Origin of the sequence: Streptomyces endocoffeicus, assembly GCF_016741935.1 — a bacterium.
GTDB lineage: Bacteria > Actinomycetota > Actinomycetes > Streptomycetales > Streptomycetaceae > Streptomyces > Streptomyces endocoffeicus.
Genome location: NZ_JAERRG010000078.1, coordinates 1 through 14,467, shown reverse-complemented (window position 1 = coordinate 14,467; position 14,467 = coordinate 1). Strand labels below are relative to the sequence as shown.

Annotated in this window: 12 protein-coding genes and 6 pseudogenes; 5 read left to right on the top strand and 13 right to left on the bottom strand. The window is 67.9% G+C overall.

Annotation, left to right across the window (positions count from 1 at the left end):
* Positions 1 to 2 precede the first annotated feature (2 nt).
* The 5 genes and pseudogenes from JK364_RS56680 to JK364_RS53375 form a co-directional block, all read right to left on the bottom strand.
* Entirely contained in the window at positions 3 to 896 is an 894-nt protein-coding gene (locus tag JK364_RS56680) for a TniQ family protein (RefSeq protein ID WP_230993936.1), read from the bottom strand.
* Positions 897 to 1,358: 462 nt separating this feature from the next.
* Positions 1,359 to 2,498, bottom strand: a pseudogene (locus JK364_RS56675) (ISAzo13 family transposase); the annotation flags it as partial.
* A 19-nt stretch (positions 2,499 to 2,517) separates the two neighbouring features.
* Positions 2,518 to 2,796 carry a tetratricopeptide repeat protein gene (locus JK364_RS53385; protein ID WP_201858714.1) on the bottom strand — a complete coding sequence of 93 codons (279 nt, stop codon included), beginning with the start codon at positions 2,794 to 2,796 and terminating at the stop codon, positions 2,518 to 2,520.
* A 44-nt stretch (positions 2,797 to 2,840) separates the two neighbouring features.
* The gene (locus tag JK364_RS53380; protein ID WP_201858713.1) at positions 2,841 to 3,821 is read right to left on the bottom strand and encodes a threonine ammonia-lyase; all 981 of its coding nucleotides are present in this window, start codon (positions 3,819 to 3,821) and stop codon (positions 2,841 to 2,843) included.
* Between the two features lie 55 nt (positions 3,822 to 3,876).
* Positions 3,877 to 5,131, bottom strand: a pseudogene (locus JK364_RS53375) (IS256 family transposase).
* Positions 5,132 to 5,331: 200 nt separating this feature from the next.
* On the opposite strand from JK364_RS53375, the gene JK364_RS53370 reads away from it, so the two are divergent.
* Both JK364_RS53370 and JK364_RS53365 read left to right on the top strand, forming a co-directional pair.
* A complete protein-coding gene (locus JK364_RS53370) occupies positions 5,332 to 5,625 on the top strand; it encodes a hypothetical protein (RefSeq protein ID WP_201858717.1) in 294 nt (97 codons plus the stop codon).
* Positions 5,626 to 5,694: 69 nt separating this feature from the next.
* A pseudogene (locus tag JK364_RS53365) lies at positions 5,695 to 6,054 on the top strand (transposase); the annotation flags it as partial.
* A 57-nt stretch (positions 6,055 to 6,111) separates the two neighbouring features.
* Here the strand turns inward: JK364_RS53365 and JK364_RS53360 are convergent.
* The 3 genes from JK364_RS53360 to JK364_RS53350 all read right to left on the bottom strand — a co-directional run bounded on the left by JK364_RS53360 (position 6,112) and on the right by JK364_RS53350 (position 9,275).
* Positions 6,112 to 6,612 carry a hypothetical protein gene (locus tag JK364_RS53360; RefSeq protein ID WP_201858712.1) on the bottom strand — a complete coding sequence of 167 codons (501 nt, stop codon included), beginning with the start codon at positions 6,610 to 6,612 and terminating at the stop codon, positions 6,112 to 6,114.
* 766 nt (positions 6,613 to 7,378) lie between these two features.
* Complete coding sequence (locus tag JK364_RS53355) at positions 7,379 to 7,750, bottom strand: hypothetical protein (protein WP_201858716.1); 372 nt, start codon at positions 7,748 to 7,750, stop codon at positions 7,379 to 7,381.
* 49 nt (positions 7,751 to 7,799) lie between these two features.
* On the bottom strand, positions 7,800 to 9,275 hold the full coding sequence (locus JK364_RS53350) for an NF041680 family putative transposase (protein WP_307841709.1): 1,476 nt from the start codon (positions 9,273 to 9,275) through the stop codon (positions 7,800 to 7,802).
* A 195-nt stretch (positions 9,276 to 9,470) separates the two neighbouring features.
* Between JK364_RS53350 and JK364_RS57910 the strand changes: the two are divergent.
* Positions 9,471 to 9,794, top strand: a pseudogene (locus JK364_RS57910) (transposase); the annotation flags it as partial.
* 702 nt (positions 9,795 to 10,496) lie between these two features.
* Here JK364_RS57910 and JK364_RS56665 read toward each other — a convergent pair.
* Positions 10,497 to 10,751 (bottom strand): hypothetical protein, encoded by a 255-nt coding sequence (locus JK364_RS56665; protein ID WP_230993932.1) that lies wholly within the window; start codon positions 10,749 to 10,751, stop codon positions 10,497 to 10,499.
* 5 nt (positions 10,752 to 10,756) lie between these two features.
* Positions 10,757 to 11,002 carry a hypothetical protein gene (locus JK364_RS57905; RefSeq protein WP_307841710.1) on the bottom strand — a complete coding sequence of 82 codons (246 nt, stop codon included), beginning with the start codon at positions 11,000 to 11,002 and terminating at the stop codon, positions 10,757 to 10,759.
* On the opposite strand from JK364_RS57905, the gene JK364_RS56660 reads away from it, so the two are divergent.
* Positions 10,904 to 11,212, top strand: coding sequence for a transposase (locus JK364_RS56660; RefSeq protein ID WP_307841708.1), 309 nt, complete (start codon positions 10,904 to 10,906; stop codon positions 11,210 to 11,212). The genes JK364_RS57905 and JK364_RS56660 overlap by 99 nt on opposite strands.
* 45 nt (positions 11,213 to 11,257) lie before the next feature.
* On the opposite strand, the gene JK364_RS53340 is transcribed toward JK364_RS56660, so the two are convergent.
* Both JK364_RS53340 and JK364_RS53335 read right to left on the bottom strand, forming a co-directional pair.
* Positions 11,258 to 12,154 carry an aminoglycoside phosphotransferase family protein gene (locus JK364_RS53340; RefSeq protein ID WP_201858710.1) on the bottom strand — a complete coding sequence of 299 codons (897 nt, stop codon included), beginning with the start codon at positions 12,152 to 12,154 and terminating at the stop codon, positions 11,258 to 11,260.
* A 173-nt stretch (positions 12,155 to 12,327) separates the two neighbouring features.
* Positions 12,328 to 12,918: an MFS transporter gene (locus JK364_RS53335; RefSeq protein WP_201858709.1), complete on the bottom strand. Its 591-nt coding sequence runs from the start codon at positions 12,916 to 12,918 to the stop codon at positions 12,328 to 12,330.
* Positions 12,919 to 12,953: 35 nt separating this feature from the next.
* On the opposite strand from JK364_RS53335, the pseudogene JK364_RS56655 reads away from it, so the two are divergent.
* Positions 12,954 to 13,301, top strand: a pseudogene (locus tag JK364_RS56655) (DUF8825 domain-containing protein).
* A gap of 376 nt (positions 13,302 to 13,677) precedes the next feature.
* On the opposite strand, the pseudogene JK364_RS53330 reads toward JK364_RS56655, so the two are convergent.
* Positions 13,678 to 14,467 (bottom strand): annotated as a pseudogene (locus JK364_RS53330) (PP2C family protein-serine/threonine phosphatase); the annotation flags it as partial.

Here is a 14,467-nt window from a genome sequence, read left to right as displayed (position 1 = left end):
TGTCATCTCAATGGCCAAACGACGGGGTTCACCGGGTGGATGTCCTGTCGCGGTAGAGACAGAATCGCCGGTAGAGGGGGGTTCTGGGTTCCGAGGGTGGTGTAGATCCGTGCGAATCGTCGGCTCAGCTCGGCGGTCGTCGCCAGATAGAGCTCCTTGGGATCGAGGGCGGCTGTGGGCGGGTCGAGGATCAGGTGCGTCAGCACCACGATGTCGGGGAACGCCGCGAGGTGACTGGGGTCCTCAGCCGAGACCTTCTTGCTGGCAGCGAGAGCTTCGACTCGGTCGAGGCGATCGGTCCATTCTTTCCCGAGGTCGATCGGCATTCCGGAGGCGGACCAGTCTTCGATGATTTTCCGCGCCAGGTCGAGGGCTTGTCCGATCTGACGGTGACGGCGGGCGAGCTGGTCGAGTCGACGCTGGGCCTCGATGACTTCCGGTAGAGGGACGAGCGGGATGTCGTGAGTGGAGCGGGTCCAGAGTTGATGCCGCGGGCAGAGGTGGACGTGGGCGGGCGAGAGGGTGATGACCACGGAAGCGGTCGGGCTGCGGCGGGCTGTGCAACAGCGGCAGGGGCGGCTGACCAGGTGTTCCGTTCGCTGCCCGGGACTATGCGGGCTGAGGAGGTCGGCGAGCGCGGGCAGGGCCCGGGCAAGCTGGGACGTTGGGCGCCCGGAGAGTGTGGCCAGGCGTTCAGGCGAGTGGGGAGTCCAGCCGGCCGTGGTGTTACTGAGCGGGGAGAACTCCGGCGGCAGTGGTCCCAGGAGGCGGGCGAGGAAGCCCGCGGGACGGTTGTTGGCGACGGCCAGGCGGTGGAGATAGGAACCGAGGGTCTCGTTATGGACGGGGCCGAGAGCGATGGGCAGCTGGTGGGATCGGTCAGGCTGCGTCGGCATCTGGCCTCCGGCGGCGGGGGCGACGGTTGCGGCGGTGTTCCTGGCGGGCGTCCTCGGCGGTCTGGTCGACCTCGATGGTCTCCAGGGTCTTGCGGGTGATGGCCTCGCTGCCGTTGATGATGGCCTCAGGGCGGCGCCGCGGACGAGCTGGGAGAGGCTGCCGATCGCGCCGTCGGTGCGTTCGTGGAGGTAGCCGTCGAGTTTGACCAGACTGCCGGGCTTGTGCCGGTGGAGTCGTAGGGCGTCTTCGAGTGAGGCGATCAGGTTCCGCCAGTTCTGCCGCTGTGCAGTGGTGCCGTAGGCGAATGGTTCGGTGTCGGTGACGGTGTATCGGCCGGCGATCTGCTGGCCTCGGACTCCACTGAACAGGCCGCTAGCGGCGACATCGATGCCGGCGAGTACGAAGGTGGGGGGGATCCGCTCGGACAGGTATTTGAGCTGGTCGGAGGCTTCGGCCCCGGCGCTGTCGGTGACCTTGATGCCGGTGTCGTAGGTGCCCGGGTCGAGTTCGGCGTGGACTTTCAGCCCAGTGTGGGTGGTGGTCGCCGCGATACTGTTCACGATGACGTCGTGGCTGGTCAGCGGGCGGCCGCGCCAGTTCATCGAGATGTGGGAGAACAGCCGGTGCTCGATCTTGTTCCATTTCGAGGTGCCCGGAGGCATGTGGCAGACCGTGATGTCCAAGCCCGTCTCGGCAGCCAGGGCTGCGAGTTCGGTCTTCCAGGCGCGGGTGCGGTAGCCGTTGGACCCGCCTGCGTCCGCAGTGATCAGTAGACGGGTGGCATCCGGATAGTCGTGCCGGCCGCGAGCCTGCCACCAACGGCGGATGGAGGCGACGGCGAATGCGGCGGTGTCGTGGTCAGTGCCGACGCTGACCCAGCCGGTGTTCGCGGCGATGTCATAGATCCCGTACGGGATCGCCTTGCCCGGTCCCTGCCGGTCCAGGAAATCGTGCGTCTTGACCAGTACCGGCTCACCGGCTGGCCGCCACTGGAGGCCCGCGTTCTTGTAGTCGCCGACGAGTTCCTTTTTCTTCGTGTCCACGCTGATCACCGGCTGGCCTGCATCCATGTGTTGTCTGGCCTGCCCGTTGATGTAGCGGAACTGGGCGTCACGGTCGGGGTGCTGCTTGCCCTCGATGGTCTTGGCGCCGGCCTGCAGGCTGAATCCTTCCTCGCGCAGCAGGTCCCCGATCGTGTCCGCGCTCACCCGGTGCCCCTGACGGGTGAGCGCGCCGGCGAGGCTTCTGGTCGACTTCACCGTCCAGCGCAGCGGCGACATCGGATCGCCCCGCTCGTCAGGTTCCACCAGTGCCAGGAGCGCGGGCCGCAGACCCGGATCAAGGTCCACGGCCCTCTTTCGGCCACCACCGGGCCGGCGTGTCCGGCCCAGAGGTTCCTCGCCGGCCTCCAGCTCGTCCACGCCCTTGCGGACCGTGGTCTCGCTGACCTGGGCTGCCCGCGCGATCGCCCGGATGCCGCCGTGACCCAGGATCTGGGCCTCGGCCCCCATCATCAGCCGTCGCTGCCGCTCGTCGAGATGCGGGAACAACACCTTAAATTTCACAGCGAGTTGGTGATGAATCGACTCGGAGATGCGCATACCACATCAACGAGCCGGATCAGAGGAAGCAACAGGTTGATTCTCTGCGAGCCCTTAGGTTCCGCAGGGCGCATGCTCCGCCAAGCTGGTCGCCGAGGGTGCGGAACATGTCGAGCGCTTGCTGAACCAGCTCGGCCGCCTCCGTAAAGTCACCTGCCACCTGCCGTACCCGACCTAGGTTCCGCAGGGCGTTGGCTTCGCCGTGGCGGTCGCCGAGAGTGCGGTAGATGTCGAGTGCTTGTTTGGTTGTGCGCATCCAGGCCAGCGCCTGTTCGCGGGTGGCGAGGTTGGGTGCCAAGCCTCTTGAGCCATAAGCGGCAGCAGCATGAAAGCGAGTAATTGTCAAGACCTGTGGATGAGAGCCGCACCGACCCAGTGGTGATAGGCGTCTACGTCGACGTTGCTGCCGCACACGATGGTGACCACATGTCGGCCGGCGAAGCGGTCGCGGTCTTCGAGGATCGCCGCGATGCCGAGCGCGGCCGACGGTTCGACAACGAGGCCGGAGTGGTCGAGGAGCATCCGCATACCGGCGATGATCGACGCCTCCTGGACCAGGACGGCGTCGTCAGCGACCAGGCGGAGGTCCTCCAGGACGGCCGGGATGGGACGCCGGCCGGCGACGCCGTCAGCGATCGTGTTGGTCGAGTCGGTGGTGACGACGCGCCGCCCGCGCCACGAGTGTGTCATCGCCGGTGCGCCCAGGGGCTGGACGCAGATCACCTCAACCTCGGGCGCCAGGGCCTTCACCACATGACCCACACCGGTGGCCAGTGCACCGCCGCCGAGAGCAATCAGGACGGCGTCGAACGACGGCACGGTGTCGGCCAGTTCCAGGCCGATGGTTGCCGCGCCCTCGCAGGTCTCGATGTCCAGGCTGTCTTCGAGCAGCCGGATGCCGTCGCAGCGCGCGATGGCCGCCGCCCGCTCGCGAGCCATCTCGTGGTCGCCGTCCACCAGCTCCAACCTGGCGCCCAGCGCGCGGATGCGGTCAAGCTTGGCCACAGTCGCAAAGCGGGACGCCACGACAGTCACCTCAAGCCCCCGGCCGCGACCGGACCACGCGAGGGCCTGGCCAAGATTGCCCGCGCTGGCGCACACTACGTCTCGCGAGCCATTCTCGGCGAGCAGGCTCGCGACTACCTCGGTGCCGCGGGCCTTGAAGCTGCGGACCGGGTTCGCTGTTTCGAGCTTGATGCTCACCGTGCACCCGAGGCCGGGCTCCAGCGCCTCGCAGCGGTACAGCGGAGTGTCGAGGAATACCGGGTCAATCACCTGGCGGGCCGCCCGGATCCGAGCAGTGTCGAGGCGCGTCTTCTGCACGACGCATCAGCGTAGCGCGAGCAACAGTTCAAATCCTATGGATCAAGGGGGTAGTTCAGGCTGCCTGAGCTTCGGGGCGCTCGACGAGGTGTCCGCGTTCGAATCGGGCTCCGGCGCGGACGAGAGCGACGAGGTGGGGTGCGTTCACGGCCCGCCACCGCTGTTGGGCGGACTCCACGAGCTTGAAGACCATGGCGAGCGCAGCGGCCGCACTGCCGGCACTCCGGGTGACCTTCGTGCGGAGCCGGACCGTGGCGAAGGTGGACTCGATGGGATTCGTGGTGCGCAGGTGGATCCAGTGCTCAGCGGGAAAGTCGTAGAACGCGAGCAGCTCGTCCGTGTCATCGGTGATCTTCTTGACGACCTTGGGGAACTTCGCCCCGTACGTCTTGGTGAACTCGGCAACGGCCTGGAGGGCGTGGTCGCGGTCTTCGGCGTTGTAGATCTCCTGCAGGGCCTTCTTCGCGCTGGGCTGGGCAGACTTCGGCAGAGCGTTCGCGACGTTGGCGGTCTTGTGAACCCAGCACCTCTGATGCCGTGCCTCAGGGAACACCCCGGCCAGGGCCTTCCAGAAGCCGAGCGCCCCATCGCCGACGGTGAGGACGGGAGCACGCATCCCACGCCGAGCACAGTCGCGCAGCAGATCCGCCCAGGAGTCGGCTGATTCACGGTAGCCGTCACTCATAGCGATCAGCTCCTTGGTGCCATCCGCACGCACGCCCATCAGCACGAGCACGCACGAATTCGCCTCGCGCAGGCGTATACGCAGGTGGATGCCGTCGGCCCAGACATAGACATAGTCGCTGCCGGACAGGTCGCGCTCGCTGAACGCGGCGTGGTCAGCCTGCCACTGCGTGGTGAGCCGGGTGACGGTGGCCGGGGACAGGCTGGCCGCCGAGCCGAGGAACTGCTCGAGTGCGGGGCACGAAGTCGCCGGAGGACAGGCCGTGCAGATGGAGCAGGGGTAGCACCTCGCTGATCTTCGGGGACTTGCGGCACCACGGTGGCAGGATCGCCGAGGAGAACCGCTTGCGCTCGCCGGTCGCCTCGTCGATGCGCTTGTCGTTCACCCGCGGGGCCTTCACCTCGACCACCCCGGCCGCGGTCGTGACTTCCCTCGGCTGGTGGTAGCCGTTGCGGACCACCAAGCGGCGTCCGCACTCGTCCCGTTCGTCGGCCAACTCGGCTATATAGGCGTTGACTTCAGCCTCCAGGGCTGCGGCCAGCATCCGCCTTGCACCCTCGCGGACGATGTCGTCGATCAGGGAGCCGGTCTCGGTCGTTCCATCGGCATTCACTACGCTCAGCACGGGCGTGCCTTCCCGACCGACGGTGCAACGTCGGCCTACTCGATGACCAGAAGTCGATCACTCGGGAAGGCACGCTCTTCGCGTCCGCCCGAGGCCGATCCACAGGTCATGAGCATTGCTCATGAAAGCCACACCCAGCTCCCCTGGGTGCCACAACCCTACGAATGGCTGAGGCAGACCCAAGAAGAAGGTAGAGCAGCATGAGTACACAGCCGATTCACCCGCATGCGGAGCCGGACCGGGTGCCGCGGAACGCCGAGGGCATCGCGGCCGCGCTCGAGGGCTGGCGGCGGATGGAGTTCTACCGCGAGCTTCTGGCGGCCGCGCTGGAGGACGCCGAGGGGGTCCTGCGCCGCTGGTGGTGCGAGGCGATGCTGGACACGGACCCGTCCGGCGGCCGGTTCACCGAGGCCGCGCTGAACGGCACCCTGCCCACGAAGAGCGTCGCAGAGGCCATCGCGCGCCGCCAAGCAGCCGGGCTGCCCGTTGAATGAGTCGCACGGCCAGGAGCCGGAGGGCTGGCCGTGTGAACTGTCCGGAGACGTCGACGCGCTGCTGGCCGACTGCCCCTGCTGGTCATGGTCACCGCGGCCGACCTGCGCGATTCCGCTGCAGCGAAGGAAGTCCTCTTCCGACTCCGGCTGATGCACCCCGAGATCACTGTCGTCTGGGCCGACCGCGCCTATGCGGGCAAGCTCGTGACCTGGGCCAAACGGCACCTCAACCTCACGATCAAGACCGTCAGCCGCCCCAAGGACACCTCCGGATTCGTCGTCCTGCCCCGCAGGTGGGTCGTGGAGAGGTCGCTGGCCTGGATCATGCATGCCCGCCGTCATGCCCGGGACTACGAACGACTCGTCCAGCACTCCGAGAGCCTGATCACCTGGGCCGCAATCACGCTTATGACCAGGCGCATCACCCGGAAGCCGTCCCGTCGCACCAGCCATCCGGGGTCCCGCGAGAATGTCTGATCTCCATGATCACTGCAGCAGGCCGGCCTCGGCCGCCTGGCGGAAGACGTCTCCGCACGTGGGGGACGGCATCGGCGAGCGTTCGGCGAGGACGAGCAGCGCATGGTGCAGTTCCCTGCTCAGCTGGAAGAGCCAGCGGCTGGTGTGCCCGCCTTGATAGGTGTACAGACGGAAGAGATCGACAGCCTGTCCGTCACGGCCGTCGGCGAAGGTGTCCGGGAGCCCGGCGAGCAGCTCGATGTCGCGCTTGCCGGTCGCCGCTTCGGCCACAGGGCTGAGGGGTAGAGCGTCGAATTCTGCGGCAGACACGGCGGCTTCGGCCACGACGGCGTGGGCAGCCAGAGCCGCGAAGACCTCGATCAGGCGCTCGCCTTCGACCGTGTCGATGCCCCAAGTCCGCAGGTTCTCGTGGCGACGAGCCTGTCGCCATGGCTCCTGGTCCATCAGTGGCAGCAGGACACGGCCCAGGTGCGCGCAGCGGTGCCAGAGCGTGTCGTGGTCCGAGGTCACGGTCGATCCTCTCTACGGCGAGTGGAAGGCCTGAGGCCGAGGATTAACCCGACTGGCACAGGCCCTCCAACTTCCCACTACGCGCAGGGCACGTACAGGACGGGGCTGTTTGCCGTGCCATGGCCCGTAGACCCGCTCGAGCTCACGATGGCCGCGACCGTAGTGGTACGCCAGCCAACCTTCGGGGCACCGGGGTCGTTCACACAGGTTGCCGCTGCAGTCGACGACCCCAGCGGCGGCGCGCACTTGGACTGACGTGAGGTCGCTGCCGTCATCCACATGTTCGAGAAGTTGTTGTAGAACTCGAGGTCCGCCTCGCTGGTACAGGCCAAAGGACCGCCTGAGCACGACCTGATGCCTCCGGTACCCGTCATCCGAGAGCCGCTGTGGTTGGGCTGCGACGCGTAGGCAATGCAACTCGCCGCTGTCCCGGACGCGTCCTGGCCGGTCACCGTGACCTCAGGCGGTTCCGCATTCGGCGACGGTTCGGCCAGCGCCGTCTGAGTACTGGTGGCGACCAACGCCACACCGACGGCGAACGCGCTCACAATGCTTCGTAATCGCATGAAACACCCTCCCTTTCGCTGCACAACCCAACTGCCCATAGGCCGGACGGCCTCGAGCGACACCAGACCGTAGATGTGGAACACGAGGTACAGCCGTGGCGTACCAGCCAATACCTCCGCTCCTGCCTCACGGGCCTGAGAAAAGTCATCCTCCGACAGAGGACCTCATCAGGTTCAGGAACAAGCACTCACCTTGTCGTTTAACCGCCGACCGCTTTGGTGAGGGATTCCGGCGTTGCTCGCAGGGCGTGCAACCATCGCTGGCAGACGGCAAGGGTGACGGGTTCGAACAGCTCGGGGGTCGAGACTTCGACGAGGAACTGGGTCAGCAGGTCCTGGTGTCTTTCGTCGATGTCCACTCGGTCCTCGAAGTGCACCGCTTGGGCCCAGTCGATGAGCTCGCTGGGACTGGCGAGTCCAGTGGTGACCTTCTCCACGGCGGCTGCGGCGTGATCACGACGGAGGGTAATGGTCGCTGTCGGGTCGTCGTGCCGGACGGCTTCGATGAGCTCGGAGAGCTCACTTTTCCAGTGCACGAGGTCTTCAAGGGGTTGGTGTCCATTCGCATCCACGGTGCCATCCTGCTTGACAGCTCCGGCATCGGGGAGAGGCGGACTTCCGTCAGCTCGGAGTCCGGGTGACACGTCGAGGTTTGGTGCCGGCCTTGTGGTGAGCGGGGCGGCTGTATGTCTCGCCGGCCGCAAGGATCCGGCCCACGTCATGACGGAGGGCCGGGCGGCGGTTCTTCGAGCCCGGCGGTCGGCCGGGCCTGGGCTGGGTCGGTTTCGGTGCACGGGCTGGAGAGCCGGTCTTCGTGCGGAGGTTTCTGAACCCCCGCCGGACTCGGGCAGGCGTCAGCCTGTTCGGTGGGGCCGGCTTCTCCCAGGGCCGCCTCAGATCGGTGGTCAGCGGGCGGGCCAGCCGGAGCTGGGCATAGGCCGCGACCACCAGCCACGTCCACCGATCGGCTGCCTCCGAGCTGCGGAGCCGGGGCTTGGTCCAGCCGAGTGTCTGCTTGAACAGGCGAAAGGTGTGCTCCAGGTCGAAGCGCCGGAGGAAGGACTGCCAGCAGCGGTCTACGTCCGCTTCGGTGGCGCCGGTGCCCGACCACCACAACCAGACCGGCTTGTTCACCCCGCCGCTGGGCAATTTCTCCACGACCAGTCGGAGGACGGTGCCCTCGATGATGGGCAGCGGTCCATCGTGGTCGATCCACGCCGCCCGGCGGGTCAGCCGCAGGTGCAGCCGGTCCCACGCCTGCGCGGTCGCCTTCCCATAGAGACGGGTGTCCGTCATCGTCACGGCCTGCTCGACGTCCCAGGTGGCCGGGTCACCGAAGACGAACTCGCCGCCATGCTTCGGCGGACGGCCGCCCTTGGGGTCGTAGACCCGCGGCGGTGTGGGCCGGCGCATCACGCGGTCTGAGCGGAGCCGACCGAGGATCTCGACAGGAAGCCCGGCCAGCAGGTGCGCGATGCGCGGCGCGTCGTATCCGGCGTCCAGCACGACCAGGACCCCCGGGTCGCCTTCCTTCCACTGGCCAGCGGCAACGAGCCGCTCGACGACCCCACGGATCTGTACCGCGGTCGCCGCGGCGACATCGGCGCCGGGCTCCAGGCGGACCGCGTCCAGCACCGCCGTCCAGGACGTGCGGCCGCTCTCCAGTGCGGCCACTACCGAGTACGGCCAGCCGGGAACCATCTGGTGCTTGCCTTCACCGCGGCCGAACGTGTGGCAAAAGGCCCGGTCAGCACAGGTGTTGGCGTCAGGACGCAGCCACGGCGAAACATCCACTGCCAGCACGAGCCGACTATCCGCTGCCCTCGGCAGCGGCAATCCGGTCAGGGCCCGACGCAGCCGGACGACATCGATCCGCCCCTGATTGAGCCCGCCGTAGAGGGCTCCGTGGCCACGGCGATGTTCGGGCGCGAGCGCGAGATCGACCAGCGTTCGCACCGGCCCGTCCGTACACAACAAGGCGTCGCTCAAATCGAACAAGGCGTCGCCCCGCGCAGTCAGACAGGCGTACAACTCCGATCGGAAGTGTGACACTTCCGCGAACGCATCCCGCAGGACGCCATGATGCACCAAACTCACGACCACGGCCTTCGCGCTATTCCCATGCCTCTGTGACGGAGCACAGGGTCAGACGAAGGCCGCCCTCACGTCCGCTGAACTGCGAAATGCCGATCAAGTTCGAGCCGTGTTCGACGCCGGACCATAAATGACAAGCTCACCTTGACTCTGCCGGGGATCTTGAGGATCCCTGGCGGGGCAGCATGATCAACGGGCATGCTCGGCTCTGTTCAAGGACCGATGCAGTTGTCGAGGTGCCCGTTGTCGCTCCGCGTCCGTTCTGGTGAGCAAGTCCCTTCTCTGACCGTGCGGATGGCTCGGGCGAGCAACCCGGGCGGTACGACGGCGATGTGGGTGAGAGACCACCTGGATGGGCTGTGGCGGGACGAGGACTTCGCCGACTGGTATCCGCGTGATGGCCGTCCGGGTCTCTCGCCCGCTCAGCTGGCCACCGTCTGTGTGCTCCAGTTCCTCCTCGGTCTGTCGGACCGGCAGGCGGCCGAAGCGGTTCGCTGCCGCATCGATTTCAAGTACGCGCTGGCCATGGAACTGGACGATCCCGGCTTCCACCACAGCGTGCTGGCCGACTTCCGTGAGCGTCTCGCCGAGGACGGCCGAGCCGACCGTCTCCTCGACCTTGCGCTCGCGCGCCTGAAGGAGGCTGGTCTCGTGCGCGAGCGCACCACCCAGCGCACGGACTCCACCCACGTCCTGGCCGCGGTGCGCGACCTGACCCGGCTGGAGCTGGTCACCGAGGCCGTCCGCGCCGCGCTGGAAGAATTGGCCGACGCAGCTCCGCACCTGCTGGCCGACTTGGTGGACGAGGAGTGGGGGCGCCGCTACGGCCGCCCGGTCCGTCTGGGCAAGAACCCTACCCGCCCCAAGACCAGGATCTTCGCCACCGGAGGCGACTCCGTCCGGCTGATCGAGCACCTCGGGCAGCACGGGCCGGAACGCCTGTCCGGGCCCCGCGTCCAGGCTCCGCGGCAGATCATGGTGCAGAACTACTACCGCGACGGGGCCGGCCGCCTGCGCTGGCGCACCGCCGAGGACGGCGGCCTGCCGCCCTCGGCCGTCGCAGTCGTCTCGCCCTACGATCCGACGGCCCGCTACGCGCGCCGCGGACACGTCACCCGCTGGAAAGGGTTCGTCGCGCATCTCACCGAGACCTGTGATCCCGACGGCGTCAACGTGATCACGGATGTGGCCACCACCGACGCCACCGGCTACGACGCGAAGGCTCTACCCGGCATCCACACCCGGCTCAAGCGCCGCGGGCTGCTGCCCGCCGAGCACCTGGTCGACGGCGGCTACACCTCCCTGGTCCATCTGGAACAGGCAGCCCGCGAACACCAGGTCACGGTCACCGGACCACTGCCGGTCAACACCACCCGCCAGAACGGCAGGAACAACGGTTTCGGCCGCGACGACTTCCACATCGACTTCGACCGCCGGCAGGTCATCTGCCCGCAGGGCGAGACCAGCGCGGGATGGCACGGCCCCTACCCGACCTCCTCACCCACCGCGGCACCTCTGATCGTGGCACGGTTCACCAAGGGCCAGTGCCGTCCCTGCCCGGTCCGCACCCGCTGCACGACCACCGCCGACAGCGCCCGGAGCGTGGGCTTCCCCCGCGAGAACTCCGTGACCTGCAACTCCGCGTCCGTGCCGAGCAGCAGACACCCGAATGGCAGGCCCGCTACGCGGTCCGCTCCGGAGTGGAAGGCACCATCAACGAGCTCGCCCACGGACACGGCATGCGCCGCTGCCGCTACCGGGGACAGCACAAAGCCCACTTACAGCACGTGTTCACGGCCATCGCCGCGAACATTGAGCGCCTCAGCCGACGGCCGTCGACCAGAGAAGCACCTCCGTCCCGGCCGCCGACCGCCTTCCAGAACTACCTGGACCAGCGCGGAATCACCCGGCCGAGGTCTTGGCGGTCCGCCAGAGACTGATCAGACCGCCAAGATCCCTGACAGAGTCAAGCAAAGAAGCGTGCATCAAACGCCCTTCAGAACACGATCAAGTGCCGCGCGGCCCGCAGGTCCCCAGTTCGGCTTGCCGCCGGGAAGGCCCCGATCTCCGTTCTGCCCCATGAGCATCAGGAAGAGGCTCTTCATAGCGGCCAGCCCGCGGGCGCGCCGGATCGCCGCCTCGTCCGCGTGCGTGTACGTGTCGAAGAACCGTGAGGCCGTGCCCGCGGGTAGCAGCACCCATGCGGCGGCGAGGTCCCACGCCGGGTCGCCGGCGAACATGTCACCGAAATCGACGATGCCCGAGAGCGTTCCGTCCGAGACGACGACGTTCGCGGGATGGAGGTCGCCGTGCACCCACACCGGCGGGCCGGCCCACGCGTGGGCCGCAACGGCGTCGTCCCAGACGGCCCGGACGTCGGCAGTGACGTCGTCGGTGGCAACGGCCTGGAGAAAGTTCTCGAAGCCGTCCGTGCAGTTCCTGGGATGGGCGCCGCGGTCCGTAGCGGTCGGTGCCTCGGCGGGCGCCTCCACATGGAGCGCCCGGAGGAAGCCCGCCAGCGTGTCGGCCGCGTGTGCGCTGCGGCTGATCGAGCCGTGGTCCAGCGGCTCGCCGGGAACCCACGTCATCACGGTCCAGTGCTTGGGGAAGCGCTCGGACGGTTCGCCGAACCGTACCGGGGTCGGCACCGGGAGCGGCAGGCGCGGGGCCAGCACGGGGAGCCACCGCCGCTCCTTGAGCTGGAGGTCCGGGGTGGGGTCCATGCGCTGCATGCGCACGGCCAGCTCATCCCCGAGGCGCCACATTTGGTTGCCCCAGCCGCCCGCCACCTCGCGGATGGCCAGTCCGGCAAGGTCCGGATGCTGCTCCTGCAGCAGGTCGCGGACCAGGTCTGCGGTGATCTCGATGTCGGTGTCGGTCATGCGAAGTCACCGTACCGAGGCGGCAGGGGAGCAGCTCTCGCTCTCCGGAACATCTCGCAGTGATTTTGCTGGCATCACCGATTCGGTTTCAGAGAGCTGCAGATCAGAGGCGGAGTACCTGTTTCTGGTCGTCCGTAGTGATCGAGAGTCCTCGCTCGGCGTTTCGGCGCGGATCATGGCTGCGGGGCGATCGCCTGATCTGCGGAGGATGTCGTGCGCACCAGCAGGCTGTAGCCGGTGGCCATGATGAGGACGAGGGCGAGCAGGGCCGGTCCGAAGGCGGTCACGCCGGCGTGCTGGGTGAGTAGTCCCATCCCGGCGGGGAGAACAGCGGCACCGATCTTGGACGCGGCGACCTGGAAGCCGATGGTCCTGTCTGCGTGGTCATGCCCGACGCGTTCGGCGGTGGTGAGGGTGAGGAGGGGGAAGACGGGGGCTGCTGCGAGTCCGAGGATCAGCATGCCGAGAAGGGGGAAGATCGCCGGGCTGGGCAGAGCCATCATGGCCGCGCCGGCGGCGATTCCCGCGACGGCGCATGAGAGGACGCGTGACGCTCCGACGCGTTCGGCGACGGGACCGAGGATGACGCGGCCTATGAACATGGTGGCCCAGAACCCTGACACCGCCAGCCCGGCTGTGCCGGGCGGGAGCCCACGGCCTGTGGTGAGGAAGACGTACCCCCACAGCCCGGTCCCGGATTCGATGCCGATATGGAGGGCGAAGACCGTGCTGCTCAGCACGACGACATTCCGAGCGCTGCTCACCACCCCCAGGAATCGAACAGGTTTATGATTTCTTCATGGCCAGAGCCTACGATTTCCCTGAGGACCTGCTCACCGCGCAGGAAGAGCTTCACCAGGTCGCCCATACCCTTACGGCGGTGTGTGCCCGTCTCCCGTGGTCTGTTGAGCCTCACCCGGGTTTCAGCGATCCGGAGTGCTGGCGTCCGCGACAGCGCCCTGCGACCGACGGTTGGTCCGAGGAAGATCAGGCGGAGGTGTGACGGCTGCGAGATCGTCAGTGGGAGCTGACCAGCGCCGTCGTCACGCACTCCTTCTGGCAGACGCTGGAGGGCCCGGACCGCGTCACCGCGCGGATGATGCTCAAGCACGCGCACGACGCCCCCGCCGATACCCCGGCCGCGTAGCTGTGACGGATGCCTTCTGTCCTGAGGGTCCGGATCCGAATGCGCCGGGACCGCCGGCATGGCACGAGCTGGCTGACGGCCAGAGTGTCACGGCCCAGGTCATGCGCCGCATCTACCGGCCCGGCGCCGGGGTCGGCTGGTGTCCGAGGCCGCCAGCGGGCGCGGGCAGGTGCTGCACGCTCCACCGGCCGGCCGGGGCGCCGGGTCATCCAACACCAGTCGTGCTGGATACCGACCGGTGAGGCGGGTCTCACGCTCGACCAGGCGCTGCGCGAGCTCGCTCGGCCGGGCAGCGAGGGATGTACCGCCTGCGAAGCCCGCCGTCTCCCGCGATGAGATACAGCCGGGGCCGGAGACGATGCGGCGGCGGCGAGGTCTAGTTGGTGGAGGGGCGGGCGGGGGAGGCTCGGTGGATGTCTGCCCCGGAGCTGACCTGCCGGTGGGTTTCCTGGGGGCCGTGCCAGTCCAGGAACATCACGGTGGCGTCGTCTTCCAGCTGGCCGTTGGTGGCGTCCAGGACCGCGGTGGTCAGTGTCAGCACGGTCTCCCGCGGGTGCAGGTGCCGGGTGCTCTTGAGCAGGGCGGGCAGATCCACCTTCTGCGCGTCGCGTTCGAGCATGCCGTCGGTGAGCATGATCAGGCGGTCGCCGGGGCGCAGGTCGATGTCCTGAGGGCGGTAGAGGTGGGCTGCGGTCAGGGGCAGTCCGAAGGGGTGGTTCGCCTCGCAGGTGATTTCCTCCACGGTCTCCTCGCGGATGCGCAGGGGCCAGGGGTGGTCGGCATTGACGAGTTCTGCCTGCCCGGTGCGCAGGCAGATGCGCAGCAGTTGCCCGGTGGCATGGCCGCAGTCGTGGTCGGTCAGGGCCTGGTCGGCGTGCCGGGCCTGGTCGGCCAGGTCGGCGCCCTGCGCGGCGGGCGCCGCGCAGGGCGCCCATGAGGATGGTGGCGGTCAGTGCGGCCTTGGTGTCGTGGCCCATGGGGTCGGTGACCGACAGGTGCAGGGTGTCGCGGTCCAGGGCGTAGTCGAAGGTGTCGCCGCTGATCCTTTCCGAGGGTTCCAGATCCCCGCACAGGGCGAACTGGGCGGCCTCGCACGACAGCGAGGAGGGCAGCAGCTGGTATTGGATCTCCGCGGCCAGGGTGGGGGGCCTGGAGCGTTTGCCCCA